This is a genomic window from Methylobacterium sp. J-070 (assembly GCF_022829385.1).
In the GTDB taxonomy this organism is placed as follows: domain Bacteria; phylum Pseudomonadota; class Alphaproteobacteria; order Rhizobiales; family Beijerinckiaceae; genus Methylobacterium.
Genome location: NZ_JAKSXX010000123.1, coordinates 114,088 through 138,306, shown reverse-complemented (window position 1 = coordinate 138,306; position 24,219 = coordinate 114,088). Strand labels below are relative to the sequence as shown.

Here is a 24,219-nt window from a genome sequence, read left to right as displayed (position 1 = left end):
TCGGGGCCGGCCGGCGCTTCCCTGAGAAGCGACAGCGGCCCTTAACGCCGCGTGACCGCCGGATGGTTCCGCACGAACGGAGTCCGTGCGTCCCCATCAGGCCGCGGGTCACCCACCAGAAACGGTCTCGGATGGGGGCCGCCCGGAGCATCCCGGGCGGCCGGCGCGATCAGATCACGATCTGCTGAAGGGGCGGGAAGCCGTTGAAGGCCACCGCCGCGTAGGTCGTGGTGTAGGCGCCCGCGCCCTCGATCAGCACCTTGTCGCCGATCGAGAGCGAGATCGGCAGCGGGTAGAGCTGCCGCTCGTAGAGCACGTCCACCGAATCGCAGGTCGGCCCGGCGATGACGCAGGGCTCGGTCTGCTCGCCGTCCCGTGCCGTGCGGATCGGGTAGCGGATCGCCTCGTCCATGGTCTCGGCCAGCCCGCCGAACTTGCCGATGTCGAGGTAGACCCATCGGACCTCGTCGGCTTCCGCGGACTTGCGCGACACGAGAACGACTTCAGCCTCGATCAGGCCGGCATTGCCGACCATGCCGCGGCCCGGCTCGATGATCGTCTCGGGGATCCGGTTGCCGAAATGCTTGGTCAGGCCCCGGAAGATCGCCTCGCCGTAGCTCTCCACCCCCGGCACCGCCTTGAGGTACTGGGTCGGGAAGCCGCCGCCGAGATTGACCATCGACAGGCCGATGCCGCGCTCCGCGCACTCGCGGAAGACCGCCGCGGCGGAGCCGAGCGCCCCGTCCCAGGCCTCGGTGTTGCCCTGCTGCGAGCCGACATGGAACGAGATGCCGTAGGCCTCGAGCCCCTCCCGGTGGGCGTGCTCCAGCACGTCCGCGGCCATCTCGGGCACGCAGCCGAACTTGCGCGAGAGCGGCCAGTCGGCGCCCGCGCCGTCGCACAGGATCCGGCAGAACACGCGCACCTCGGAGGCTGCGACGTCCATGGCCGCGGCGGCCCGGGCGATCTTCTCGACCTCGGCCTGGCAGTCGACCGCGAACAGGCGGATGCCAAGCTTCAGGGCGCGGCCGATGCAGCGCTCCTTCTTGATGGTGTTGCCGAAGGAGATCCGGTCGGCGGTGGCGCCGGCAGAGAGCACCATCTCCATCTCGGCGACCGACGCGGTGTCGAAGCACGAGCCCATCTCGGCCAGCAGGCGCAGCACCTCGGGGGCCGGGTTCGCCTTCACGGCATAGAACACCCTTGTATCCGGCAGGGCGCGGGCGAAGGCGGTGTAGTTGTCGCGCACGACATCGAGGTCGAGGACCATCACGGGGCCCTCGTCCTGACCGAGGTCGCGGCGCACGCGCAGGTAGTCACGGATGCGATCGGTCATGGTCGTCTCCCGGCACGGGTTCGCGTGCGCCCTTCGCGGGGCGCGCTGTCGAAGATGGCGGCCGAGACTGGCCGCCGGCGTCAGGGGGCGAAGCGTCGCTCCGGCTCACGCGCTGTGGAGACGCGTCGAGTCGGCGCGGGCGCGGGGCCCCCGGAAGCTGCCGTGGATTGGAAGGGAGAACCCCACCGCACGCCGGGCAAAGAGAAACAAGCCTCTTCGGTGCCGGCCTTTGGAGGGCCGACGAGACCAAAAAAGCCCGTTCGTCGTTGCTTTAAGCTGCGTCCCCCGTGGAGAGCGGGGTTCGCCGGTTTCGCCTCCGGCTGCCGGTTGTTGTCGGGGTCCGGTGTCGCCACCTGGATGCCGGCCGTAGGGATCCACCCTTGCGACCATCGATCCTTTAAGACCCCTGGCGGCTGTCCGGCAGTTGACCGGATGCCCACCAACCGGCACGCGGCCACAGGCACGTGCGAAATTGGGCACGGCGCATATACGGAGCTTAGCGTCGGCCGACAAGGGCAATACAACCTGGAAGCCACGCTTTTCCGCCCGGAATTCACACCCTGCGCCGCCCGTTGCATAAACGCCGCATTCCGACGGGCGCGACGGGGCCGTGCGGGCTTCCCAAGCGCGGCGGAAGCGGGCATCTGACCGCAGAGGACGCGGGCGAGCGAGCGATGGCCGGGCCGATCAGATCCACCGCGACGGCGCGGGCGTGAGCGCCCCCCTGCGCAAGCCGGTCGGCGCCGGGCTCCCCGAGCCGACGATCCGCATCGCCACGCTCGCCGATCTCGACGCCCTGGTGGCCCTGGAGCACGCGGCCTTCGCCACCGACCGGGCCGAGCGCCGGGCGATCCGCCACGCGATCCTGTCGCCGACGATGGACGTGCTGGCGGCGCTGATCGACCCGCCCGACGGCGATCCGTCCCCGATGCTGGTCGGTGCGGCGGTGCTGGAGCGGCGGCGCAACACGCGGATCGCCCGGCTGGCCTCGATCGCGGTGGCGCCCAACCGCGGCGGCCTGGGCCTCGGCGGCAAGCTCCTCGACGCCGCGGAGGCGCATGCCCGCGACCATGGCTGCACGTGCCTTCGGCTGGAGGTGCGGGCCGACAACGGCGCCGGCATCCGCCTCTACGAGCGCCGGGGCTACACCCGCTTCGCGGTCCGGCCCGACTATTACGAGGACGGGATGGAGGCTTGGCGCTACGAGCGCATCTTGTAGCCGTCCGCAGTCGCGTCAGGCCGCGAACGCCCGCGCGACCCGTCTTTCCCGGCCGCGGTATTCCGGATCCCTATCTCCGCGCCGATCCATCGGCCCCTGCCGCAACGCGAGCACGAAGGCACCGACTTGCGTGTCGATTTCCGCCGATTGCGAGCGCATCGCGTGCGCCACGGCCAGCACGCTGTTGGCCGTGCTCTCCGTCTGGCCGGCAACCAAGCGGACGCCGATCACGCTGCCCGCCAAGCGGTCCGTCCCACCGGCGGCCATCAGCACGCTGCGGGCGATTTCGCGCGCCGCCGCATCCTGTTGCTCGACCGCCGCCGCCACGGTCGTCGCCGAAGCAAGGATCGCGTCCATGAGATTGGCCACCCGCTCATTGGCGACCACCGCGCGCCGTGTGCCCTCCTGGATCTCCGCGACTCGCGCGATGATGTCCCGGGTGGCCCTGGCCGTCTGCTCGGCTAGGGCCTTCACCTCGGCGGCGACCACCGCGAAGCCCCGGCCCGCCGCACCGGCCCGCGCAGCCTCGATCGTGGCGTTGAGGGCCAGCAGGTTGGTCTGCTCGGCAATGGCCTGCACGGCGGTCACCACGACTCCGATCCGTTCGCCTGTCACAGCCAGTTCGCGAACCTGAGAGGCCGTCTCCAGGGCCGCCGTGCTGCCCTGCCGCACGGTCAGCGACATCCCGTCGATCTGTTGGGAGATATCTTGGATTGATCCCGACAATTCGGTGGTGGCCATGGCCACCGCGCTCACATGTGCGGATGTCTCGGTGGACGCCGTCGAGGCGGCGTTGGCCTCACCGGCCGTTCGGGTCGAGACGGCGGTCAGCGCTTCGGCCATCTCGCCCATCTCGGTGGTGTTGCGCTCCACGGTCGCCACGACGTCCCGCATCGCGTCCTGGAAGTTGGCGAGTGCGGTCTCGAGTTGGTCCAGGTTCCGGGCCTTCTCGGCGGCGGCCACCTGGGCCTCTCGCTCCAGGCGCTGGCGCGCCAGCGCGTCGTCCCGGAGCGTCAGAACCGCTCGCGCCATGGCGCCGATCTCGTCGCGCCGCTCGAGGGCCGGGACGTCGCGATCAAGCCGGCCCCGACCGAGGTCGATCAAGACGCCGGTCAACGTCCTGAGCGGCACCGTCGCGTGCCGCAGGGCTGCCCAGAGCAGGGCCACGCTCAACAGGGTGACGAGCGCACCGATGAGGAGGACGTGCCACAGCAGGGCGTCCAATGACGCGAGGAACTCCGCCTTCTTCACGCCGACATACAGGATGCCGACGGTTCGGCCGTCGGCATCCTGTATGGGCTCGTAGCGGGTCAGATATGCCGTGCCGAGGATGTCGGCCTCACCACGAAATCCCGCGCCGGCTCGCAGTACGGCATCGTAGGCCGGGCCCGGAGCCAGCTTCGTTCCGGTGGCCCGGGCCCCCGTCGCCGTCATCACGTTGGTGGCGATGCGCGTGTCGCCGAGGAAGATGGTCGCCGTGCCGCCGAGGATGTCACGGACGCGATCCACCGCCGGATCGGCAGCCGTGATCACATGCCGGCCGATCCGGAACTGCCCGTCCTGCACAGCGAAGGTCGCGCCGGGGCCGCCCTCGTCGGCGAGGTTCTGCTGGAGAAGGCGCAGGTTGTCATCGAGAGCCCGCTCCGCGCGATGACGCAACTCACTGCCGATCTCGACCGAGAGGAGTCCGACAACGCTGATGAGCGAGAACATCAGAAGGACACTCGTTAAGGCGACGATACGCGTGGATAGAGATTCTTTGAATACAGATTCTAATGATACGGACCAAGATCTCGGTATCATACTAGGTGCATCCTCATAGATTCGATCGGTGTATATAACAGCCAAGTTGATGCCGCAAATGAAATGGCTCGACTTCAATGTACCGCCTTACATTGCAAGAAATTTGGTACATGACCGGAAAGAATTTCTTAAAATGAATTCTAGGGCAATAAGCTCGCGCAAAGCAGGGGATTGTTTGAACCTTTTATGAGACGACACTTCAATATCATTGACCCCAGAGCAAGAGTACGATCGAATCTGCGGATCGTCAGCGACGGCGCGTCTTGGCGCGATCAGCCCGCAACCCTCGCCCGCCCCGTTCCCGCCGGGTTAGAGGAGTTTTACGGCTACCACGCTACAAAGCGTGCACGACCCAGGAGACCCCGCCGCACATGAGACGCCGTCCATGGCCGTGATTGCCGCCTTCGTCCTCAATGCGGGGTTGAACTTCGTCCTCGGCCTGCTGATCGCCAAGCTGCTGGGGCCGGCCGATTTCGGCCGGTTCGCGCTGGCGACCACCGGCGCCGTCGTGCTCAACACGGTGCTGTTCGAGTGGCTGCGGCTCTCGGCGACGCGGTTCTATTCGGGCCGCGTACGCGTCGACGAGCCGTGGATCCGCCACGGGCTCGACCGGGCCTACCTGCGCATCGGCCTGCTGCTGCTGGCCGCCGCCGCCCTGTGCGGGGCCTTCGGCTTCGCGGGCGGCGCCGACGGGCGCGAGGCGGTCCTGTGCGGCACGGGGCTGGCGGCCCTCGGGATCGGGGTGTTCGACTACCACGCGGCGCTCGCCCGGGCGCGGTTCGACGGCCGCCTCTATCTCGGTCTCGTGGCGGTGAAGAACGCCCTGTCCTTCGTCCTGATGGCGGCGGCCGCGTGGTGGCTGCCCCAGCCCGCCTGGGTGCTGGCGGCGGCGGGCCTCAGCCAGCTCTTCGCCGTGGTCCTGCTGCGCCACCCGTTGCGCGACCCGCGGACGCCGTTCGAACGGCCGCGCCTTTCGGCCACCTGGCGGGACTTCGCCCGCTACGGCCTGCCGCTCATCGCCGCCAACACCGCCTACCAGTGCCTCGCCTTCGTGAACCGGGGCGCCGTCGCCGGCCATGCCGGCTTCGCGGAGGCCGGCTACTTCGCGCTCGCCGCCGACGTGACCGCGCGCTCGTTCATGACGCTCGGCACGGCCCTCGACCTCCTGCTGTTCCAGCTCGCCGTGCAGGCCGAGGAGCAGCACGGCCGCGCGGCGGCCGAGGCGCAGGTCGCGGCCAATGCCGGCACGCTGTTCGCGCTGCTGGCGCCCTGCGCGGTCGGGTTCTGGGCCGTGCTGCCGGCGCTCCAGGGCCTGGTGGTGCCCGAGGCCTACCGGGGACCGTTCGAGACCTACAGCGTCGCGCTGATGCCGGGCCTGTTCTGCCTCGCCATGATGTTCTACGCCCTCAACCCGATCTTCCAGATCCGCCGCCGCACCCGCCCGGTGATCGCCGCCGCCCTGGCCGGGCTCGCGGTCAACGGCGCCGGCCTCCTCGTCCTGCCCGGCCTCACGGGCGGGATCGGGGTGGCGCTGGCACAGACCCTCGGCCTCGGGGTCGCCGCGCTCTGGCTCGGCTGGCGCGCGCTGACGGGCGCCGAGCGGATCGTGCTGCCCTGGAACGAGATCGGCGTCGCGGCGCTCGCCTGCGCGGCGATGGGTCTGGCGCTCGCCCCCTTCCGCCACCTGCCGCCCGTCACCGCCCTGGCGGTCCTGGTCCCGGCCGGCATGGCGCTCTACGGGGCCCTCGTCTGGATCTTCGACATCGCCGGGCTGCGCCGCGAGGTCCTCGCGCGGCTGCGCCCGGCGCGCGCGGCGGCGGCGGAATAGGTCAGGACGACCGCGCGGCACGGGGTGTCGAACAGCGGAGCCGCAGAGGAAACCCCGCCGCTGAAACCCCGCGACTCCACCTCCGCTTGAATCCCGCGCCGGTTCCGGCGACACCCCTGCTGGAATAGATCCAAGTTACACCGGGACGGAAGCGATGGGCGTCTACGAGCCCGGCACCGAGGCGCAGGCCGGGGAGATCGTGCGGGAAGCCGCCGGGCGCGGCGAGCGCCTGCGGCTTTCCGGCGGCGGCACCGCGGCCGGGCTCGGCCGCCCCGCGCAGGACAGCGCGACGCTCTCGGCCCGGGCGCTCACCGGGGTCACGCTCTACGAGCCCGCCGAGATGGTGGTGGGCGCCCGGGCCGGGACCCCGCTCGCCGAGATCGAGGCGCTGCTGGCGTCCCGGGGGCAGATGCTCCCCTTCGAGCCGATGGACCTGCGCGGCCTCTACGGCAGCACCGGCGCGCCGACGCTCGGGGCGGTGGCGGCGATCAACAATGCCGGCCCCCGCCGGATCAACGCCGGCGCGGCCCGCGACAGCCTGATCGGCGTCCGCTTCATCAACGGGCGCGGCGAGGCGATCAAGTCGGGCGGGCGGGTGATGAAGAACGTCACCGGGCTCGATCTCGTGAAGCTGATGGCGGGCGCCCACGGCACGCTGGGCTTCCTCACCGAAGTCACCTTCAAGGTCCTGCCGGCCAGCGAGCGCGTGGCGACCCTGGTCTTCTCCGGCCTGGACGATGCCCGGGCGATCGCGGCCCTGTCCGAGGCGCTGGGCTCGCCCTTCGAGCTGACCGGCGCGGCCCACCTGCCGGCCGGGATCGGCGCCCCCGAGGCGCGGACGCTGATGCGCCTCGAGGGGTTTTCGGACTCCATCGACTACCGGACGGGGGCGCTGGGCCGCCTGCTGAAGCGCTACGGGCAGCCCGGGATCGTCGATGGCGAGACCGGCGCCGCCCTGTGGCTGTCGGTGCGCGACGCCGCACCGCTCGTCGAGCCCCGGGATGCCGCGCTGTGGCGGATCTCCACCGCCCCGACGCACGGGCCGGCCCTGGCGGCGGCCATCGCGGCCGAGCGGGACGCCCGTTGGTTCTTCGACTGGGGCGGGGGCCTGGTCTGGCTCGCCACCGGCGCGGACGGCGATGCCGGCGCCGGGACGGTGCGCCGGGCGGTGCAGGCCCAGGGCGGCCACGCCACGCTGGTCCGTGCCCCCGATGCCGTGCGCGCCGCCGTGCCGGTGTTCCAGCCCCTGGCCGAACCGCTGATGCGGATCAGCGCGGGGATCAAGGCGGCGCACGATCCCGCCGGGGTTCTCAACCCGGGCCGGATGTACGCGGGCGTTTGAGGTTCATCCCCTCCCCCCTCTGTGGGGAGGGGTCAGGGGTCGGGTCGGTGCGGGATGGAGCGCCGCGGTGCCTCCCGCACCGACCCCACCTCCAACTCCGCCCCACGAGGGGGCGGAGAGCAGGCAGGAAGAGATCGTGCAGACCAACTTCGCCCCCGCCCAGCTCGCCGACCCCGCCATGGCGGCGTCCGAGAAGATCCTGCGGACCTGCGTGCATTGCGGCTTCTGCACGGCGACCTGCCCGACCTACCTCCTGCTCGGCGACGAGCTCGATTCCCCGCGCGGCCGGATCTACCTGATCAAGGACATGCTGGAGGGCGGGAAGCCCGCCTCCCAGGAGGTGGTCAAGCACGTCGACCGCTGCCTCTCCTGCCTGTCCTGCATGAGCACCTGCCCGTCGGGGGTGCATTACATGCACCTCGTCGACCACGCCCGCGCCCATATCGAGACGACCTACGCCCGCCCGGCGGACGACCGGTTCCTGCGCGCCCTGCTGGCGCAGGTCCTGCCCTATCCGAACCGGTTCCGGCTGGCGCTGCTCGCCGCCAAGCTCGGCGCACCGGTCCGGGGCCTGGTGGCGCGGCTGCCGCGGGTGGGCAACCGCCTCGCCGCCATGCTCGACCTCGCGCCTTCGGGGATGCCGCCCCGGGAGCCGACCAACCGGCCCGGCCGGTTCCCGCCGGGGACCGGGCCGGCGACCAAACGCGTCGCCCTGCTGCGCGGCTGCGCCCAGAGCGTGCTGCGGCCGGACTTCAACGCGGCGGCGATCCGCCTGCTCAACCGGCACGGGATCGAGGTGATCCACGCCGCGGAGGGCTGCTGCGGGGCGCTGACCCATCACATGGGCAAGGAGGCCTCGGCCCATGCCCACGCCAAGCACACGATCGACGTCTGGGACGCCGAGATCGCCAAGGGCCTCGACGCGATCCTGGTCACGGCGTCCGGCTGCGGCACGACGATCAAGGATTACGGCTTCATGTTCCGCGACGACCCGGCCTACGCCGAGAAGGCGCGGCGGGTCTCGGGGCTGGCCAAGGACATCACCGAGTACGTGGCGCAGCTCGACCTGGCGGCGACCGCCGAGAGCGACCTCGTGGTGGCCTACCACTCGGCCTGCTCGATGCAGCACGGTCAGGGGATCCGCACCGAGCCGAAAGCGCTGCTCAAGCGGGCCGGCTACACCGTCAAGGACGTGCCGGAGGGCCACATCTGCTGCGGCTCGGCCGGGACCTACAACATCCTGCAGCCGGAGCTCGCCGCCAAGCTGCGCGCCCGCAAGGTCGCCAACATCGAGCGCATCCGCCCCGACGTGATCGCCACCGGCAACATCGGCTGCGCCACGCAGATCGGGAAGGGCACCGGCATCCCGATCGTCCACACGGTGGAATTGCTCGACTGGGCGACCGGCGGCCCGAAACCGGCGGCGCTCGCGGGCGTGGCGCCGCAGCTTGCGGCGGCGGAATGAGGATGCCCCGCCGTTCCGGGCAACCATGACGGGTTCCCGCACGGTCCCGACGCCGGGCCGGCGCAAATCGACCTGCGGCGCACCGGCCCACGCCCGGACGGGAGATCTGTGAACCAGAGTTGACATCTGGCAGCAGTCCGCGATCTATAGCCGTTACGATCGACGTCCGTCGGACCCCGGAATTCATCGCTTGGCTGACGGCCTTGCGAGACATCCAGGGACGCGCGCGGATCACCGAGCGGATCGATCGTCTGGCCGGAGGCAATTCCGGCGATGCCAGGTCGGTCGGCGACGGGGTGAGCGAACTGCGCCTCGATTTCGGTCCAGGATACCGGATCGACCACAAGCGGCGCGGCGACCTCGTCGTGATCCTGCCGTGCGGTGGTGACAAGGGCTCGCAAGCCCAAGACATCGAGCGCGCGAAAGCCATGGCGCGGGAGGTTTGAGGGATGGCCATCGAGACACAGCCCTGGGACGCGGCCGAGGTGCTGAACACCCCGGCGGACATCGCGGCCTATCTCGACACCTATCTGGAGGACGGGACGCAGGAGGAGGTCCTCCGGGCGCTCAACACCGTCGCCCGGTCGAAAGGCATGTCGGCCCTCGCGCGCGAGACGGGGATCAGCCGCGAGGCGCTCTACAAGGCGTTCAGCGACAACGGCAATCCGACGCTCGACACGCTGCTGCGGGTGCTGCGGGCTCTCGGCGTGCGCCTCGCCGTGGCGGCGTAACCGCTCCAACGCCTCTCCAGGACAGGCGGTGTGCACTTTCTCGGCCGTCACGCGCCGTGTGCGGTACCGGGCCGCCGGCTCGATCCCCAACGCGAGATCCGCCCCCGGAGACTGGGCCGCCTGCCTCGGCGCGTTGATCCACCTGGGTGAGGCCGGGGGCCAGCCGAAACTCGACGGCCTCTGCCACAGGCTGGGGATGACGCGCCGGACGCTGCAACGGCGCCTGGAAGCAGAGGGCACCGCGTTCGCGGAGATCCGCGCGCGGGTGCTGGTCGCCCGGGCGGAGGCATGGCTCCGCGCGGGCCATGTGCCGATCGGCGAGGTTGCGGCCCGGTTGGGTTACGCGGATCCGGCCCATTTCAGCCGCGCGTTTCGAACAGCGACGGACCACTCCCCAAGCATGGCAGCGCGGGCGCTGCGGGTGACAGCCCCGTGACATCTATTCACGCTTGACCCTTGCCAAATCCGCGCGGCCGTCTGTAATGATGACGACCCCTTTCCGGTCCCGCCGGCCGCCGCAACGGCCCGCGGACGCGGCCGAATTCCTTGCGAAGACGGACGCGGTGTCGCGGCGGGCCCTGTCGGCCTGTCTGGCGGCGACGGGTGTCTTCCCCGATCGGGCAGGTGTCGCACGACGCGGCGGAGATCCTCCGTCGCACCCAGGAATTCACGGCCGGTTCCCTCCGGCCGAGATTGTTTCGCGAGGTCGGGACCACGATGGACGGACGCACGGCCCAGCAGAGCGCTGCGCGTGCCCCGGAGGCGCAAGACGTGCGTCGTACCGGTCCGTCGGTCGACCCGGCCAGGTTCAACCCCAGGCGCCCACGGCGCCGAACGGCGGTTGACGGCAATTTCCCCTCGAACCCAGCCGCCTCGGCGACGAGGCCGGCTCCATGCGCGACCGCTTTCGGGTCACGCGAGGCGCCGCCGGGACCACGGGCACGGAGAACGACGTCGGCCGCCATGCCGAGAGTTCGACATGGCCAACAAAATGCTGATCGACGCGATGCACCCGGAGGAGACCCGGGTCGTCACGGTCCACGGGTCTAGGGTCGAGGAGTTCGACTTCGAAGCCGCCAACCGGCGCCAGCTGCGCGGCAACATCTATCTCGCCAAGGTCACCCGGGTGGAGCCGTCGCTCCAGGCGGCCTTCGTCGAGTACGGCGGCAACCGCCACGGCTTCCTGGCCTTCAACGAGATCCATCCCGACTACTACCAGATCCCCCTGGCGGACCGGCAGGCGCTGCTGGAGGAGGAGGCCCGCGACGCCGAGGAGCATCGCGAGCGCGAGGAGCGCCGCCGCCGCTCGCCGCGCCGCTCCCGCGGCCGCCGCGCGGAGGCCCGCGTCCGCAGCACCGACGAGACGGTGAGCACCGAGGATCCGTCCGAGGCGCGTCCCGCCGAGGGTCTGTCCGACGATCAGGCCGGGATCCCCGCGGAGGCGGGGATCGCCCCCGCCGGCCTGCCCGATACGCGCGCCGAGAACCCCGAGGCCCTCGAGGAGGCCCTCGCGTCCGAGACCGAGGCCGGAGCCATCCCGGAGCCGCACGCCGAGCCGGCCCAGGACGCGGGCCATGCCGCCGCCCATGAAGACGCGCACGCCGCCGCGTCCGACGACACCGACGAGTCCGGGACCCGGATCGCCGTAGCGGAGGCGCTGACCGTGGCGGACGCGCCGGCCGAGACCGTCGCGGAGGATGCCGCCGAGGCGTCGGGCCGGAGCTTTCCGGCCACCGGCGAGGCCGACGAGCTGTCCGACGAGGACGAGCCCGAGGACGACGAGTCCGAAGACGATGAGGACGAGGACGACGGGTCCGAAGACGACGAGCCCGAGGACGACGAGGATTCGGACGAGGAGTCCGACGACCCCGACGCCGAGCCGCGGATCGCCCAGGTCGGCGGCAACGGCGATGCGCTCGCCGAGATCCCCGAGCGCCCGCGCCATTACCGCCGCCAGTACAAGATCCAGGAGGTGATCAAGCGCCGCCAGATCATCCTGGTGCAGGTGGTCAAGGAAGAGCGCGGCACCAAGGGCGCGGCGCTTACCACCTACCTGTCGCTGGCCGGCCGCTACTCGGTGCTGATGCCCAATACCGGCCGCGGCGGCGGGATCTCCCGCAAGATCACCTCGGCCGCCGACCGCAAGCGCCTCAAGGAGGTCGTGCAGGACCTGGAGGTGCCGGACGGCATGGGGGTGATCCTGCGCACCGCCGGCGCGTCGCGCTCCAAGCCCGAGATCGCCCGGGACTTCGAGTACCTGATGCGCCTCTGGGAATCGGTCCGGGAGCTGACCCTGACCTCGATGGCGCCGGCCCTGGTCTACGAGGAGGGTTCGCTGATCAAGCGGGCGATCCGCGACCTGTACAACAAGGATCTCGACGAGGTTCTGGTCGCCGGCGAGGAGGCCTACCGCGAGGCCAACGACTTCATGCGGATGCTGATGCCCGGTCAGTCCAAGGTCGTGAAGCCCTACCGCGACCCGACCCCGATCTTCGCCCGCTACGGCGTCGAGCAGCAGCTCGACGCGATGTTCTCGAGCCACGTGTCGCTGAAGTCCGGCGGCTACTTGGTGATCAACCCGACCGAGGCTCTGGTCTCGATCGACGTGAACTCGGGCCGCGCCACCCGCGAGCACGACATCGAGGACACGGCCCTCAAGACCAACCTTGAGGCCGCCGAGGAGGTCGCCCGGCAGCTCCGGCTGCGCGACCTCGCGGGCCTGATCGTGATCGACTTCATCGACATGGAGGAGAAGCGCAACAACCGCGCCGTCGAGAAGAAGCTCAACGAGTGCCTGAAGAACGACCGCGCCCGCATCCAGGTCGGCCGGATCTCGCCCTTCGGCCTCATGGAGATGAGCCGCCAGCGCATCCGCACCGGCGTGCTCGAATCGTCCTCGATCCCCTGCGTGCATTGCGGCGGCTCGGGCTTCGTGCGGGCCACCGCGTCGGTGGCGCTCCACATCCTCCGGTCCATCGAGGAGGCGCTGCTCAAGTCGGCGAGCCACAACCTCGTCCTGCGCACCCGCACCGAGGTGGCGCTCTACATCCTCAACCAGAAGCGCGGGCACCTGCGCGAGCTGGAGCTGCGCTTCGGCGTGACCATCACGATCGCGGCCGACGAGCGGCTGGCCGTCACCGCGGCCTTCCAGCTCGACCGCGGCGAGCCGGCCCAGCGGGCGGAGGGCCCGGTGACGGGCGTGCGCGCCCAGGCGATCTCGCCCACCACCGAGTTCGAGGACGAGGACGAGGAGGCCGATGAGGCCGACGGCGCGGCCGAGGCGGATTCCGAGGGCGAGGCCGAAGAGGGCCGCGCCGAAGGAGGCCGGCCCGAGGCCCGCGAGGACGGTGCGCGCGACGAGGGGGGTGACGGCCGCCGCCGGCGCCGGCGCCGGAGACGGCGCGGCGGCCGCCCGGACGGGCGCTCCGAGGAGGATCGTCAGGCCGGCGAGCGCACGGATGAGGACGGCCGGGACGAGGAGTGGGACGGCGAGGAAGCGACCGCGTCCGATGAGCCGGCCGAGGCGGCCGATCCCGTCGCGGCCGAGGCCCGGGAACCCGACGAGACGGTGGCCGGACCGGACGAGTCCGGCCACTCCGAGGACGAGGGCGGACGCCGCCGTCGCCGCGGGCGCCGGGGCGGACGCGGACGCGGCGAAGGCCGGACCCGCGACGGGGCCGAGCTGGAGGACGCGCCGGAGGCGGCGGGCGATGCGATCGCCGTATCGGCGGAGGAGCCGGTGAGCGCGCAGGCCGTGGCCGAGGCGGTGGAGGCCGCACCGCCGCCAAGCCGCAGCGAGACCGTGGTGGATCTCCCGGTGGCGTCGGAGCCGGAGGCCGCCACGCCCGAGACGGCGAGCGGCATCGGCGAAACGGCGCCCGAGCCGGTGGCGGTCGTGCTGACTCCGCCCGCCGACCCGGACCGCCCCAAGCGTGCCGGCTGGTGGTCCCGCACGAAGGCCGCGCTGACCGGGGACTAGAACCGGCCGACCCCCGGGGCGAGCCCCCGGGGGACCTGACGTAGCGCGGGATCGCTCAGCGTGCGCCGAAAACCCCGGCATTCAGACCGATTAGAGAAAGATAAGACTGTCCTTCATCTTTGATTGAAAATTCCGTGCGAGACTGGCCTTCGAATCATTCCTCGGAGAAGACTCGCATGTTCGGTTTGTACCGCAGGCGCCACGCGCGGGACGGAGCCGAACCGATTGGCGCGGCAGCCGCTCCTGTCCAGGCGGCCATCGTCGCGTCGGCGGACGCCAATCCGGCGCCCGCGACCGGTCCGGCCTTCGATCGCACGTGGCTGCCCCTGCTGGCGCGCCTGTCGGCTTCGGCTTCGGATGCGGGCGTCTCGATCGGCTGGATGACCAACGATGCCTCCGGCACCGCCGAGCAGGCGCGGCTGATCGCGGCCGCCAGCGAGGAACTCGCCGCGACCACGAGCGAGATCGCCGCCCGCTCCGCCTCGGCGGCTGAAACCGCCGAGACGGCCCGCGCCGGCATCGTCACCTGCGTGGGCGACCTCCAGCGCGCCACCGACGGCATGCGCGGGATCGAGGAAGGCACCGAGGAGATCGGCAGCCGGCTCGACAGCTTCTCGACGGCCGCCCTGCGCATCGAGGAGATGGCCGGCACCATCGCGGCGATCTCGGCGCAGACCAACCTGCTGGCGCTGAACGCCACCATCGAGGCGGCCCGGGCGGGCGAGGCCGGCCGCGGCTTCGCGGTCGTGGCCGCCGAGGTGAAGACCCTGTCGGCCCAGACCGCCAAGGCGACCGACGAGATCCGCGCCCGCGTGAACGGCCTGCGCGAGGAGATGGCGGCGATGCAGGCGGCGGTGACGCGCAGCCGCGGCGCGGTCGAGACCGGCGCCGCCGCCATGGGGCGGGCCAATGCCCGGGTCGAGGCCGAGAGCAGCGCCGTGGCGACCGTCGCGGCGCAGATGCGCGAAGCCTCCGAGATCATGACCCAGCAGATCCAGGCGACGAGCGATATCGCGCGCAACGTCGGCCAGATCGCTCAGGGCACCGACAAGGCGCGCCGGGAGATCGGCGATGCGCTGGGCCAGCTCGAGCAGATCGAGGATCTGAGCCGCACCCTGCTCGACCAGCAGGCCGGCGAGAGCATGGCGCTGCGCGTTGCCCGGATTCCGGCCGATTGCGCGGCTTGGCGCCGGGCGATCGCCGCAACCCTGGTCGGGATGCGCTCCGTGGATACCCCGCCGCCCGGCATCGCCGCCGATCCGGCGCGGCCGCCCGCCGTGGAAGCGCCCCTGGCGCGGGCGCGCGAACAGGCGACCGCTCTGGCGCGTCACGTGCGGGCCCAGGCCTGGGACGAGGCCACGCAGGCCTTCGTCGCCTTCGAGGCCGCGGTGGCGGAAGCCCGGACGGCGGCGGCAGCGGCCTGAACACGGTCACCGCCCCGGCGCGGCGACTCAGCGCGACGGCGGCTCCACCCCGGAGCCCGCCGGTTCGTCGGCGTTCCGGCGCGCCCGCTCCTTGCGCAGCTCCCGCTCGGCCAGGAGCCAGAACTCGATCTCGAAGCCCTCCGGCCGATGATTGCGTTCCCACAACTCGTAGGCCCGCTCCCGGATCTGCTCGAACGGGATGGCGTCCGGCGCCGGCACGATCCTGTCGTCCGGGCCGGGCGACGAGCCGGACTCGTGAGATGGGTCCTCCGGAGCCGGGTGCTCCGGAGAACGATGCGCGTCGGGCGTCACGGGACCGCCCGCCGGATCACGAGGCCGGCTTGTCGAGATAGGCGGCCACGCTGGTGATCCGGCTGCCCACCATCGTGACGGCCTTGCGCAGGCGCTCCTCGCTGACGCCGAAGCGCTGTGCCCAGACCTCGCGCGTGGCGCGGTCGTAGATGTCGATATGTGTCTTGCCGCGAGATAAGGTGGACATGCTGGGCCCGCTCTGAGGGTCGGTGAGCCCCGGCCGTGCCGGGCTTCATATCGAGACAACAGAACGTCGCCGCCTTCGGTTGCCGGCCCCGTCGCGCGGTTGCGCGACAGGTGTGGATCGATCAGTGCGCCGTCGTTGCGGGCCGTGGGACCGGATCCCGGAGCGGCTCGGGCTCGACGGCCTCCTGGCGCACCCGGGCGGCCACGAAGGCGGTCAGCAGCGGGACGAGCAGCGCGGTCACCACGACGCTCGCCGCCACCAGCACCGTGGCGGGGCCGGCGGCCTCCGCGTAGGCCGGATTGGCGGCCGCGATGATCGCCGGCACGGCGGCGGCGTTGCCGGCCGTGGAGGCGGCCGCCACCCCGGCCACGCCGTTGCCCCCGGTGAGGCGGTCGGCGACGAACAGGACCGCGCCGGTGACCGCCACCACCGCCGCCCCCAGGCCGATGCCGAGCAGGCCCGCCTGCCAGATCTTGGCGAGGTCGAGCCCGAAGCCGAGCGCGAAGGCGAAGAACGGGATCATCACCGGCGCGGCCCCCGACAGGAAGGCGCGCATGTCCCGGTCGAGATTGCCCAGGATCATGCCGATGAGCAGGGGCAGGATGCTGCCCACCAGCGTCGGCCAGGGGAAGGCGGAGAGGCCCGCTAGGCCGAGGGTCACCATGGTGAGGAACGGACCGGATTCGAGGCTCATGATCGCGTAGGCGCCCGCATCCTTCGGGCGGCCGAACTGACCCATCAGGGCGAGGTAGAGCCCGCCATTGGTGTCGTTCATGGCGGCGACGATCGCCAGCGTCGAGATCCCCGCGAAGGCGCCGCTCGTCACCGGCGACTCGCCGAGGACCTGCCCGAACGCCACGCCCATGATCGCCGCGATGCCGACCTTGGCGGCCAGCAGGACGCCGCCCTTGCGGGCGATCGCCGGGGCGGCGCGGAAGTCGATGCCCGCCCCCATGCAGACGAAGAAGACCGCCAGGATCGGGAGCGCGCCGTTGAACAGCGCCCCGGTGAAGGAGCCGAAGAAGGTCGCGGTGTTCGGGAACAGCGTGTGGACGATCGCGCCGAGGAACAGCGGCACCACCATCAGGCCGCCGGGAACGCGCTCGAGGGAGCGCTTGATCGGAATCTGCATGGGTCGTCCTCCGGTGTCGCCCCCGTCCCGGGCCTGACACCCGCCGTCCCCCCGGCGTGCCTGCTACAACCTTTCTGCGCGGAGGAGCAATTTCTCGGTCCGCCCGCGCCGGCCCGCGATCGGGTCGGGGCGAGGACCTTGTGGCGGAACCCGCCGACGCGGGCATCGCGCGTCGGGCGCAGGGGTGGGACGACAGCGCCACCCTGCCGCGAATGGATTGTCGTGTATTGTGGTCCCGCCGGCCCGAACCGGCGGATCCGGGCGTCGAGGAACCGGCTCCCCATCCCGACGATCGTCCAGCCACGACCGCCCGACCATGCCCCGCCTGCGCCTCATCGCCGACGACCTGACCGGCACCCTCGACACGGCGGCCGGCTTCACGGGCCTCTGCGGGGCGATCCCGGTGGCGTGGCCGGAGGCGCCGTCGGCGGGCGCCACCGGCTGCCTGGCGATCGATTCCGGCACCCGGGAGCTGTCCCCGGAGGCCGCCGCCCGGATCGTCGGCGGTCTGGCCCCGCGGCTCCGCGACGCCGACATCGCCTTCAAGAAGGTCGACAGCCTCCTGCGCGGCCCATGGGCGGCGGAACTCGCGGCCGTGATGCGCCTCGGCGCCTGGGAACGCTGCGTCGTGGCGCCGGCCTTCCCCTACCAGGGCCGCCGCACCGAGGGCGGACGCCAGCACGCAAGGCGCAGCGGCGGCTGGGAGCCGGTCTCCGGCGACATCGCCGAGGCCCTGCGGGCGGCGGGTCTGCCGGCGCGCCGGGCCGATCCGGCGGACGGCCCCGTGGCGGGCGTGGCGGTCTACGACGCCGCCAGCGACGGCGATCTGGCGCGCATCGCGGGACTCGGCGGCGGCGGCCCGGTCCTGTGGTGCGGCAGCGGCGGCCTCGCGGCGGCCCTGGCGCAGGGCGTGGCGGCCCCGAGCGACCCCAGCCTCGCCGGGCCGGTGCTCGGCCTGTTCGGCTCGGACCGGCCGGAGACCGCGGCGCAGCTCGCCGCCTGCGGCGGCCATCACCGCGTCCTGTCGGCGCACGACTCGGACCCCGCCCCGTCGATAATTGCGCGCCTCGACCGAGACCGGGTCGCACTGGCGAGCGTGGCGCTGCCGGAGGGCACCCCCCGGGCGGCCGCGGCGGCGCGGATCGCCGAGGTCTTCGCGGGCGTGGTCGCGCGCGTCCCGAAGCCCGGCACGCTGCTGGTCGCCGGCGGCGAGACCCTCAAGGCCCTGTGTCTCGCGCTCGGGGCCGAGCGCCTCGACGTCACCGGGCAGATCACCCCGGGCCTGCCGCGATCGACCCTGCGGGGCGGGCGCTGGGACGGTCTCGCGGTGGTGTCGAAATCCGGCGCCTTCGGAACGGACGGCGTCTGGCGCGATCTACTTCACAGCAACGGACTGACGCCCGACAGGAGCGACGCGTGACCCCACATCTGGCCATCACCATGGGCGATCCGGCCGGGATCGGCCCGGAGATCATCGTCAAGGCCGCCGCCCGGCTGAGGGACCGGATCGCCGCCGGGGCCCTGCGCCTGATGGTCATCGGCAGCGGCCCGGCCCTGCGCCGGGCCGAGGAGGCGCTGGGCCTCCTCCCGGACCGGATCCCCGAGGTCGCCGAGGACGGCGCGTGGCCCCCCCTCTGCTGCCTCCAGGCCGATGCGGAGGGCGCGCCGATCGAGCCGGGCCGGCTCTCGGCCGATGGCGGCCGCTTCGCCTACAAGGCGATCGAGGCCGGGGTCCGGCTGGCGATGTCCGGCCGGATCGGCGGCATCGTCACGGCGCCGCTCAACAAGGAAGCGCTGAACAAGGCCGGCTACCATTATGCCGGGCACACCGAGATGCTGGCCGAACTGACCGGCGTGCGCAGCTCGGTGATGATGCTCGCCCACGGCAACATGCGGGTCTCCCACGTCACCACCCACGTCGCCTTGGAGGATGTACCCAAGCGCCTGACCCCGGAGCGGCTGCGCCTCGTCATCGACCTCACCGACAAGGCGCTGAAGGGCCTGGGGCTGCCGCGGCCGAAGATCGCGGTCGCCGCGCTCAACCCCCATGCCGGCGAGGGCGGCCTGTTCGGGCGCCAGGACATCGACGTCAGCACCCCGGTGATCGAGAGGGCCAACGCCGACGGGCTCGACATCCACGGCCCGGTGCCGGGCGACACGGTGTTCGTGAAGCTGCGCGCCGGCCAGTACGACGCGGTGGTGGCCATGTACCACGACCAGGGGCACATCCCGGTCAAGCTGCTGGGCTTCGAGATCGACCCCGCCACCGGCAAGTGGCTGGACCTCTCGGGGGTGAACATCACCCTCGGGCTGCCGATCATCCGCACGTCGGTCGATCACGGCACCGCCTTCGACATCGCCGGAAAGGGCATCGCCAACGAGCGCAGCCTGATCGAGGCCATCGAGTTCGCGGAGCGGCTGGCGGCCAACCGGCAGGCCGCGTGAGGATGCGGCGGCGCGGCTCCCCCGCCCGCACGGGAGAGGGGGCCCGCGCCGCGCGGAAGGGGCGGCCTCGTTACGTCCGCTCCGCCGTTCCTGCCGAACCATCCGGCGCATCCACCGCCGCGCAGGCGAACGGCGAAGGCGGCGCCTCCACGCCGCGCCAGCGGCCGTAGGCCCAGGGGCGGTACCACGCCGCCCCCGCGGGCGGCCGCTCCGGCACGAGGTCGATCCCGTGGGTGCCGAACGGGCCGCAGCGGCAGATCCGGGCGAAGCCCATCCAGCCGCCGGGCCACAGCCCGTGCCGGGCGATGGCCGTGTCGGTGTACTCGGAGCAGCTCGGCCAGTGGCGGCACTGGCGGCCGATCAGGCCCGACAGGGTGAGCTGGTAGAAGCGGATCGCCCAGTGGGCGGTGCGCCGGAGCATCCGCTCAGGCGGCCTGCCGCTTGGCGGCGATCTGGTCGAGGGCATCCACCACCGCGTCGAAGGTCAGGAGCGTCGAGGCGTGACGCGCCTTGAACGCCCGCACCGGCTCCAGCACCGCGAGGTCCGCCCAGGCCCCGCCGGGCGCCGGGCCGTTCTCCTTGAGCATCGCCCGCATCGCCTCGCGGACGCCGCGCAATTCCTCGTCGGTGGCACCGACCACGTGGCGCCCCATCAGCGACGAGGAGGCCTGCCCCAGAGCGCAGGCCCGAACCTCCTGGGCGAAGTCGGTCACCCGGCCATCCTCCCCGACCACGAGGTCGACCGTCACGGTCGAGCCGCACAGGCGGGAATGGGCGGTGGCGCTGGCATCCGGATGGGCCAGCCGGCCGAGCCGCGGAATGTCGGCGGCGAGTTCGAGGATGCGGCGGTTGTAGATGTCGTCGAGCATCGGGTCCTCGGCCGGGTGCGGCTATCCCATCGGGATACTGCCGCGCGGTTCGCGCATTGCGTGTTGCCCCGCGAACGATGATATAGGCGCCACGCGGCCGCTTCGCGAGGAGGCGGGTCGTCGACCAGGGTCGCGCCCACGGCCAAGGTGGTTCCCACGGTACACGCCACCCCGGGGCGCCGGCTTGAAACTTTTTCAGGCCCGGGATCTTCCTTCGAAAGCCCGACGCGATCCGACGATGTACGCCAAACCCGACAGCACCCCGATGAAGTCCCGCATCGCGCGGGCCGGAGATGCCATGGATGCCGCGCTCAAATCCCTGTCCTATCAGGGCGACGGCCAGGGTTTCGACCGGACCGGGATCGAGGGGCAAGGGCTGACAGGCATGCGCAACGACAACCGGCCGGTGGATGGCGGCGGTCCCGTCGAGGTCGCCCCGGAGCCGGCCTCCGCCACCCGCGTCCCGGAGGGTATCGAGACCGGGCGTCCGAGCCGCGGCGAGGCCGAGGCCGCCGTGCGCACGCTGCTGCGCTGGGCCGGCGACGATCCCGCCCGCGAGGGCCTGCGCGACACGCCCGCCCGGGTCGCCAAGGCCTATGAGCAGCTGTTCGGCGGCTACGCGGTCGATCCCGAGAAGCTGCTCGAGCGCGTCTTCGAGGAGGTCGAGGGCTACTCGGACATCGTGCTGGTGCGCGACATCCCGTTCCACTCCCATTGCGAGCACCACATGGTGCCGTTCATGGGGCTCGCCCACATCGCCTATTACCCGACGCGGGGCGTGGTCGGCCTGTCGAAGCTCGCCCGGGTGGTCGACGCGTTCGCCCGCCGCCTGCAGACGCAGGAGACGATGACCGCGCAGATCGCCGACGTGATCGAGAGCATCCTCAAGCCCCGCGGCGTCGCCGTGATGGTGGAGGCCGAGCACCTCTGCATGGCGATGCGCGGCGTCCAGAAGGCCGGCGTCTCGACCATCACCAGCCAGTTCCGCGGCGTGTTCAGGGGCGACGCCAACGAGCAGGTCCGCTTCCTGACCCTGGTGCGCGGCGGCGCCAAATAGTCTACACGACCGCCCGGGATAGGGGACTTTTCCTCCACGCCATGACCGCGCGCGACTTCGCCTTCGCTGCACCCGGCCCCCGCGCTGAGGTCGAGGAGGGCATGGCCCTCACGCCTCGATTCGACCGGGACGGCCTGGTCGCCTGCATCGCGGTCGACGCCCGGGACGGGCGCGTGCTGATGCTCGCCCATATGAACGCCGAATCGCTGGCGCGCACGATCGAGACCGGCGAGGCGTGGTACTGGTCGCGCTCGCGGGCCGAGCTCTGGCACAAGGGCGCCACCAGCGGCCAGATCCAGCGCGTCGTCGAGATGCGGGTCGATTGCGACCAGGACGCCCTGCTGATCCGCGTGGAGGTCGGCGGCGACGGCGGCTGCTGCCACACCGGCCGGCGGGACTGCTTCTACCGCCGCGTCGTCCCGGGGTCCGACGGCCGGCCCGGCCTGGAGGCCATCGGGCCATGAGCGCGTCCCTTGCCATGCCGTGGCAAGCGTGTCCCGCCGTCTCCCGTTTCCTGCCCGGCACCGTCGAACCGGTCCGCCCCCCGCCGCGGGCCGGCCCGCGGGTCGGGCTCGCGCTGGGCGGCGGCTCGGCCCGGGGCTGGGCCCATATCGGCGTGCTGCGCGCCCTGGAGGAGGCCGGCATCCATCCCACCGTGGTGGCGGGCTGCTCGATCGGGGCCGTGGTCGGCGCCTGCTACGCCGCGGGGCGCCTGGACCGGCTGGAGGCCTTCGCCCGGTCGCTGACCCGGCGCCGGGTGGTCGGGCTGATCGATCCGCGCCTGCCCGGCTCCGGCCTGATCGCCGGCAACCGCCTGCGCGGGCGGCTGTTCGCCGATCTCGGCACGCGCCGGATCGAGGATCTGCCGATCCGCTTCGGCTGCGTCGCCACGGAGTACGGCACCGGCCAGGAGGTCAGCCTGACCGAGGGTTCGGCCGTGGAGGCGGTGCGCGCCTCCTACGCGATTCCCGGCCTGTTCCCGCCGGTGACCCATGCCGGGCGCGTCCTGATGGACGGGACCCTGGTCAACCCGGTGCCGGTGGCGCTCGCCCGCTCCCTCGGGGCGGATCTGGTGATCTGCGTGAACCTCAACGGCGAGTCCGGCGGCCCGGTGGCGCACGAGGTGCCGGCGCCGCCGATCCCGCGCCGCAGCTTCCTGCAGGTGGTGCGCGGGCGCCTGCCGGGCTTCGACGGCGCCGAACCCGAGATCCCCGTCCCGGGCATCGCCCGGGTCGTGCTCGGCGCCTTCAACATCACGCAGGACCGGATCTCCCGGGCGCGGCTGGAGCGCGACCCGCCGGACGTCGCCATCGGGCCCGATGTCGCCGCCTTCGGTCTGTTCGACTTCCACAAGGCCGCCGAGGGGATCGACATCGGCTACAGGGCCGCCCGGGCCGCCCTGCCCCAGATCCGCGCGGTGGTCGAGGGGGCGGCGGCGCGGGCCTAGGGTGTCATCCCGCTGTCTTGGCCGCCTGCGATGGCCCCGGGCACGCTGGAGGGCTTCCAATGTATACGAGTCGCCGTCAGATCCTGCTCTCCGGAGGCGCCGGCCTCGTCGGGCTGGCCTCCGGCCTCGCCCGCCCCGGCCTGAGCCGGGCCGCCGACCGGCCGCTCCTCAGCCACGGCCTCCAGTCGGGTGACGTCGGCACCGACTCGGCGGTGGTCTGGGCCCGCTCCGACCGGCCCGCCCGGGCGATCGTCGAATGGGCGACCACCGAGAGCTTCTCGGAGATCCGCGGCGGCGTCTTCGCCGACGCGCTCCCCGAGACCGACGGCACCGTGAAGGTGGCGCTGACCGGGTTGCCGCCGGGACAGGACGTGTTCTACCGGGTGCGCCTGCAGGACGTCGCCGCGCCCACGATCGTCGGACCGGCCCAGGTCGGGCGGTTCCGCACCGCGCCGGCGGACCGGCGCGCGGTCTCGTTCTGCTGGTCGGGCGACACGGTCGGCCAGGGCTGGGGCATCGACGAGGCCCGCGGCGGCATGACGATCTATTCGGCGATCCTCAAGAACCGGCCGGACTTCTTCATCCATTCCGGCGACACGATCTACGCCGACGGGCCGATCCAGTCCGAGGTGAAGCTCCCCGACGGCAGCCTCTGGCGCAACCGCGTCACCGAGGAGGTGTCGAAGCCCGCCGAGACGCTCGCGGAGTTCCGGGGCCGCCACAAGTACAACCTCACCGACCGGAACGTCCTGGCGATGAACGCCGCCGTGCCGATCCTGGCGCAGTGGGACGACCACGAGGTCACCAACAACTGGTGGCCGGGCGAGCCCCTCACCCGGGCCGAGCACCTGAAGAAGAAATACGCCGACCCGAACGTGCTGGCCCTGCAGCTTCGGGCCGCCAAGGCCTTCCACGAATACATGCCGATGCGCTTCGAGCCGGCGGAGCCCGGCCGCGTCTACCGCAAGATCGGCTACGGCCCGCTGGTCGACGTGTTCATGCTCGACATGCGCTCCTACCGGGGCCCCAACGGCGAGAACCGGCAGACGGCGTACGGTCCGGACGCGTACTTCCTCGGGCCGCAGCAGCTCGCCTGGCTGAAGCGGGCGCTGCTCGACTCGCGCGCCACCTGGAAGGTGATCGCCGCCGACATGCCGCTCGGGCTCGTGGTGACCTACGACGTCGACCGCAACTTCGGCTCGGAGGCGGTGGCGCAGGGCGACGGGCCGCCCCTCGGGCGCGAACTGGAGATCGCCGACCTGCTGCGCTTCATCAAGAGCGCCGGCATCCGCAACGCGGTCTGGCTCACGGCCGACGTGCACTACACGGCCGCCCACTACTACGACCCCAACAAGGCGCAGTTCCAGGATTTCGACCCGTTCTGGGAGTTCGTCTCCGGCCCGCTGCACGCGGGCACCTTCGGGCCGAACGCGCTCGACAACACGTTCGGGCCGCAGCTGCGCTTCGTGAAGGCGCCCGACAAGGGGCAGGTCAACCTGTCGCCGGCCTCCGGCTACCAGTTCTTCGGCCACGTGGCGGTCGACGGCGCCACCGGGCAGATGACCGTGACCCTCAAGGACGCGGCCGACACCGACCTCTGGCACGTCACGCTGGATCCCGCGAAGGCGTGACGGCGCACCCAG

General features: G+C 71.9%; 22 protein-coding genes. 15 read left to right on the top strand and 7 right to left on the bottom strand.

Annotated elements, in window-relative coordinates; translation table 11 throughout:
- Positions 1-169 precede the first annotated feature (169 nt).
- Entirely contained in the window at positions 170-1,336 is a 1,167-nt protein-coding gene (locus tag MKL01_RS11125) for a type III PLP-dependent enzyme (protein ID WP_243905272.1), read from the bottom strand.
- 712 nt (positions 1,337-2,048) lie between these two features.
- On the opposite strand from MKL01_RS11125, the gene MKL01_RS11120 reads away from it, so the two are divergent.
- On the top strand, positions 2,049-2,555 hold the full coding sequence (locus MKL01_RS11120) for a GNAT family N-acetyltransferase (protein ID WP_243905271.1): 507 nt from the start codon (positions 2,049-2,051) through the stop codon (positions 2,553-2,555).
- Between the two features lie 15 nt (positions 2,556-2,570).
- Here the strand turns inward: MKL01_RS11120 and MKL01_RS11115 are convergent, their stop codons facing one another.
- Positions 2,571-4,436 (bottom strand): methyl-accepting chemotaxis protein, encoded by a 1,866-nt coding sequence (locus MKL01_RS11115; RefSeq protein WP_243905270.1) that lies wholly within the window; start codon positions 4,434-4,436, stop codon positions 2,571-2,573.
- 307 nt (positions 4,437-4,743) lie between these two features.
- On the opposite strand from MKL01_RS11115, the gene MKL01_RS11110 reads away from it, so the two are divergent.
- From MKL01_RS11110 to MKL01_RS11075, 8 genes are all read left to right on the top strand, one after another.
- Positions 4,744-6,186, top strand: coding sequence for a lipopolysaccharide biosynthesis protein (locus MKL01_RS11110; RefSeq protein WP_243905269.1), 1,443 nt, complete (start codon positions 4,744-4,746; stop codon positions 6,184-6,186).
- Between the two features lie 154 nt (positions 6,187-6,340).
- Positions 6,341-7,528 (top strand): glycolate oxidase subunit GlcE, encoded by a 1,188-nt coding sequence (glcE, locus tag MKL01_RS11105; RefSeq protein WP_243905268.1) that lies wholly within the window; start codon positions 6,341-6,343, stop codon positions 7,526-7,528.
- Positions 7,529-7,664: 136 nt separating this feature from the next.
- Positions 7,665-8,993, top strand: a complete 1,329-nt coding sequence (glcF, locus tag MKL01_RS11100; RefSeq protein ID WP_243905267.1) for a glycolate oxidase subunit GlcF — start codon at positions 7,665-7,667, stop codon at positions 8,991-8,993.
- Positions 8,994-9,112: 119 nt separating this feature from the next.
- Positions 9,113-9,439, top strand: coding sequence for a type II toxin-antitoxin system RelE/ParE family toxin (locus MKL01_RS11095; RefSeq protein WP_279604538.1), 327 nt, complete (start codon positions 9,113-9,115; stop codon positions 9,437-9,439).
- A gap of 3 nt (positions 9,440-9,442) precedes the next feature.
- The gene (locus MKL01_RS11090) at positions 9,443-9,724 is read left to right on the top strand and encodes an addiction module antidote protein (protein ID WP_243905266.1); all 282 of its coding nucleotides are present in this window, start codon (positions 9,443-9,445) and stop codon (positions 9,722-9,724) included.
- 28 nt (positions 9,725-9,752) lie between these two features.
- Complete coding sequence (locus tag MKL01_RS11085) at positions 9,753-10,160, top strand: helix-turn-helix transcriptional regulator (RefSeq protein ID WP_243905265.1); 408 nt, start codon at positions 9,753-9,755, stop codon at positions 10,158-10,160.
- A 543-nt stretch (positions 10,161-10,703) separates the two neighbouring features.
- Positions 10,704-13,703: a ribonuclease E/G gene (locus MKL01_RS11080; protein WP_243905264.1), complete on the top strand. Its 3,000-nt coding sequence runs from the start codon at positions 10,704-10,706 to the stop codon at positions 13,701-13,703.
- A 176-nt stretch (positions 13,704-13,879) separates the two neighbouring features.
- Complete coding sequence (locus MKL01_RS11075) at positions 13,880-15,127, top strand: methyl-accepting chemotaxis protein (RefSeq protein WP_243905263.1); 1,248 nt, start codon at positions 13,880-13,882, stop codon at positions 15,125-15,127.
- Between the two features lie 27 nt (positions 15,128-15,154).
- Here the strand turns inward: MKL01_RS11075 and MKL01_RS11070 are convergent, their stop codons facing one another.
- The 3 genes from MKL01_RS11070 to MKL01_RS11060 form a co-directional block, all read right to left on the bottom strand.
- Positions 15,155-15,346 (bottom strand): DUF2934 domain-containing protein, encoded by a 192-nt coding sequence (locus MKL01_RS11070; protein WP_409566238.1) that lies wholly within the window; start codon positions 15,344-15,346, stop codon positions 15,155-15,157.
- Positions 15,347-15,455: 109 nt separating this feature from the next.
- A complete protein-coding gene (locus MKL01_RS11065; RefSeq protein WP_243905262.1) occupies positions 15,456-15,626 on the bottom strand; it encodes a DUF3606 domain-containing protein in 171 nt (56 codons plus the stop codon).
- 121 nt (positions 15,627-15,747) lie between these two features.
- Positions 15,748-16,758 carry a 2-keto-3-deoxygluconate permease gene (locus MKL01_RS11060; protein WP_279604537.1) on the bottom strand — a complete coding sequence of 337 codons (1,011 nt, stop codon included), beginning with the start codon at positions 16,756-16,758 and terminating at the stop codon, positions 15,748-15,750.
- Positions 16,759-17,074: 316 nt separating this feature from the next.
- Here MKL01_RS11060 and MKL01_RS11055 point away from each other — a divergent pair, with 316 nt between their 5' ends.
- Both MKL01_RS11055 and pdxA read left to right on the top strand, forming a co-directional pair.
- Positions 17,075-18,178 carry a four-carbon acid sugar kinase family protein gene (locus tag MKL01_RS11055; protein ID WP_243905261.1) on the top strand — a complete coding sequence of 368 codons (1,104 nt, stop codon included), beginning with the start codon at positions 17,075-17,077 and terminating at the stop codon, positions 18,176-18,178.
- Positions 18,175-19,203 (top strand): 4-hydroxythreonine-4-phosphate dehydrogenase PdxA, encoded by a 1,029-nt coding sequence (gene pdxA, locus MKL01_RS11050; protein ID WP_243905260.1) that lies wholly within the window; start codon positions 18,175-18,177, stop codon positions 19,201-19,203. Before MKL01_RS11055 ends, pdxA begins: the two co-directional genes overlap by 4 nt.
- Before the next feature lie 70 nt (positions 19,204-19,273).
- Here pdxA and yidD read toward each other — a convergent pair whose 3' ends face one another.
- Together yidD and MKL01_RS11040 are read right to left on the bottom strand one after the other, a co-directional pair.
- Positions 19,274-19,624 (bottom strand): membrane protein insertion efficiency factor YidD, encoded by a 351-nt coding sequence (gene yidD, locus MKL01_RS11045; RefSeq protein WP_243905259.1) that lies wholly within the window; start codon positions 19,622-19,624, stop codon positions 19,274-19,276.
- A 4-nt stretch (positions 19,625-19,628) separates the two neighbouring features.
- Complete coding sequence (locus tag MKL01_RS11040; protein WP_243905258.1) at positions 19,629-20,072, bottom strand: iron-sulfur cluster assembly scaffold protein; 444 nt, start codon at positions 20,070-20,072, stop codon at positions 19,629-19,631.
- 238 nt (positions 20,073-20,310) lie between these two features.
- Between MKL01_RS11040 and folE the strand changes: the two genes are divergently transcribed.
- From folE to MKL01_RS11020, 4 genes are read left to right on the top strand one after another with little or no spacing between them, the layout of a single operon-like run.
- Positions 20,311-21,129, top strand: coding sequence for a GTP cyclohydrolase I FolE (gene folE / locus MKL01_RS11035; RefSeq protein WP_243905257.1), 819 nt, complete (start codon positions 20,311-20,313; stop codon positions 21,127-21,129).
- A 41-nt stretch (positions 21,130-21,170) separates the two neighbouring features.
- On the top strand, positions 21,171-21,593 hold the full coding sequence (gene hisI, locus MKL01_RS11030; protein ID WP_243905256.1) for a phosphoribosyl-AMP cyclohydrolase: 423 nt from the start codon (positions 21,171-21,173) through the stop codon (positions 21,591-21,593).
- Complete coding sequence (locus MKL01_RS11025; protein ID WP_243905255.1) at positions 21,590-22,576, top strand: patatin-like phospholipase family protein; 987 nt, start codon at positions 21,590-21,592, stop codon at positions 22,574-22,576. The genes hisI and MKL01_RS11025 overlap by 4 nt, the downstream gene beginning before the upstream one ends.
- 59 nt (positions 22,577-22,635) lie before the next feature.
- Complete coding sequence (locus MKL01_RS11020) at positions 22,636-24,207, top strand: alkaline phosphatase D family protein (RefSeq protein WP_243905254.1); 1,572 nt, start codon at positions 22,636-22,638, stop codon at positions 24,205-24,207.
- The last annotated feature ends 12 nt before the right edge of the window (positions 24,208-24,219 follow it).

Coding starts and splice junctions, on each gene's coding strand:
- MKL01_RS11125 (WP_243905272.1), bottom strand. CDS start 1,336: ATGACCGATCGCATCCGTGACTACCTGCGCGTGCGCCGCGACCTCGGT.
- MKL01_RS11110 (WP_243905269.1), top strand. CDS start 4,744: ATGGCCGTGATTGCCGCCTTCGTCCTCAATGCGGGGTTGAACTTCGTC.
- glcE (WP_243905268.1), top strand. CDS start 6,341: ATGGGCGTCTACGAGCCCGGCACCGAGGCGCAGGCCGGGGAGATCGTG.
- MKL01_RS11090 (WP_243905266.1), top strand. CDS start 9,443: ATGGCCATCGAGACACAGCCCTGGGACGCGGCCGAGGTGCTGAACACC.
- MKL01_RS11080 (WP_243905264.1), top strand. CDS start 10,704: ATGGCCAACAAAATGCTGATCGACGCGATGCACCCGGAGGAGACCCGG.
- MKL01_RS11075 (WP_243905263.1), top strand. CDS start 13,880: ATGTTCGGTTTGTACCGCAGGCGCCACGCGCGGGACGGAGCCGAACCG.
- MKL01_RS11065 (WP_243905262.1), bottom strand. CDS start 15,626: ATGTCCACCTTATCTCGCGGCAAGACACATATCGACATCTACGACCGC.
- MKL01_RS11060 (WP_279604537.1), bottom strand. CDS start 16,758: ATGCAGATTCCGATCAAGCGCTCCCTCGAGCGCGTTCCCGGCGGCCTG.
- MKL01_RS11055 (WP_243905261.1), top strand. CDS start 17,075: ATGCCCCGCCTGCGCCTCATCGCCGACGACCTGACCGGCACCCTCGAC.
- yidD (WP_243905259.1), bottom strand. CDS start 19,624: ATGCTCCGGCGCACCGCCCACTGGGCGATCCGCTTCTACCAGCTCACC.
- MKL01_RS11040 (WP_243905258.1), bottom strand. CDS start 20,072: ATGCTCGACGACATCTACAACCGCCGCATCCTCGAACTCGCCGCCGAC.
- folE (WP_243905257.1), top strand. CDS start 20,311: ATGTACGCCAAACCCGACAGCACCCCGATGAAGTCCCGCATCGCGCGG.
- hisI (WP_243905256.1), top strand. CDS start 21,171: ATGACCGCGCGCGACTTCGCCTTCGCTGCACCCGGCCCCCGCGCTGAG.
- MKL01_RS11025 (WP_243905255.1), top strand. CDS start 21,590: ATGAGCGCGTCCCTTGCCATGCCGTGGCAAGCGTGTCCCGCCGTCTCC.
- MKL01_RS11020 (WP_243905254.1), top strand. CDS start 22,636: ATGTATACGAGTCGCCGTCAGATCCTGCTCTCCGGAGGCGCCGGCCTC.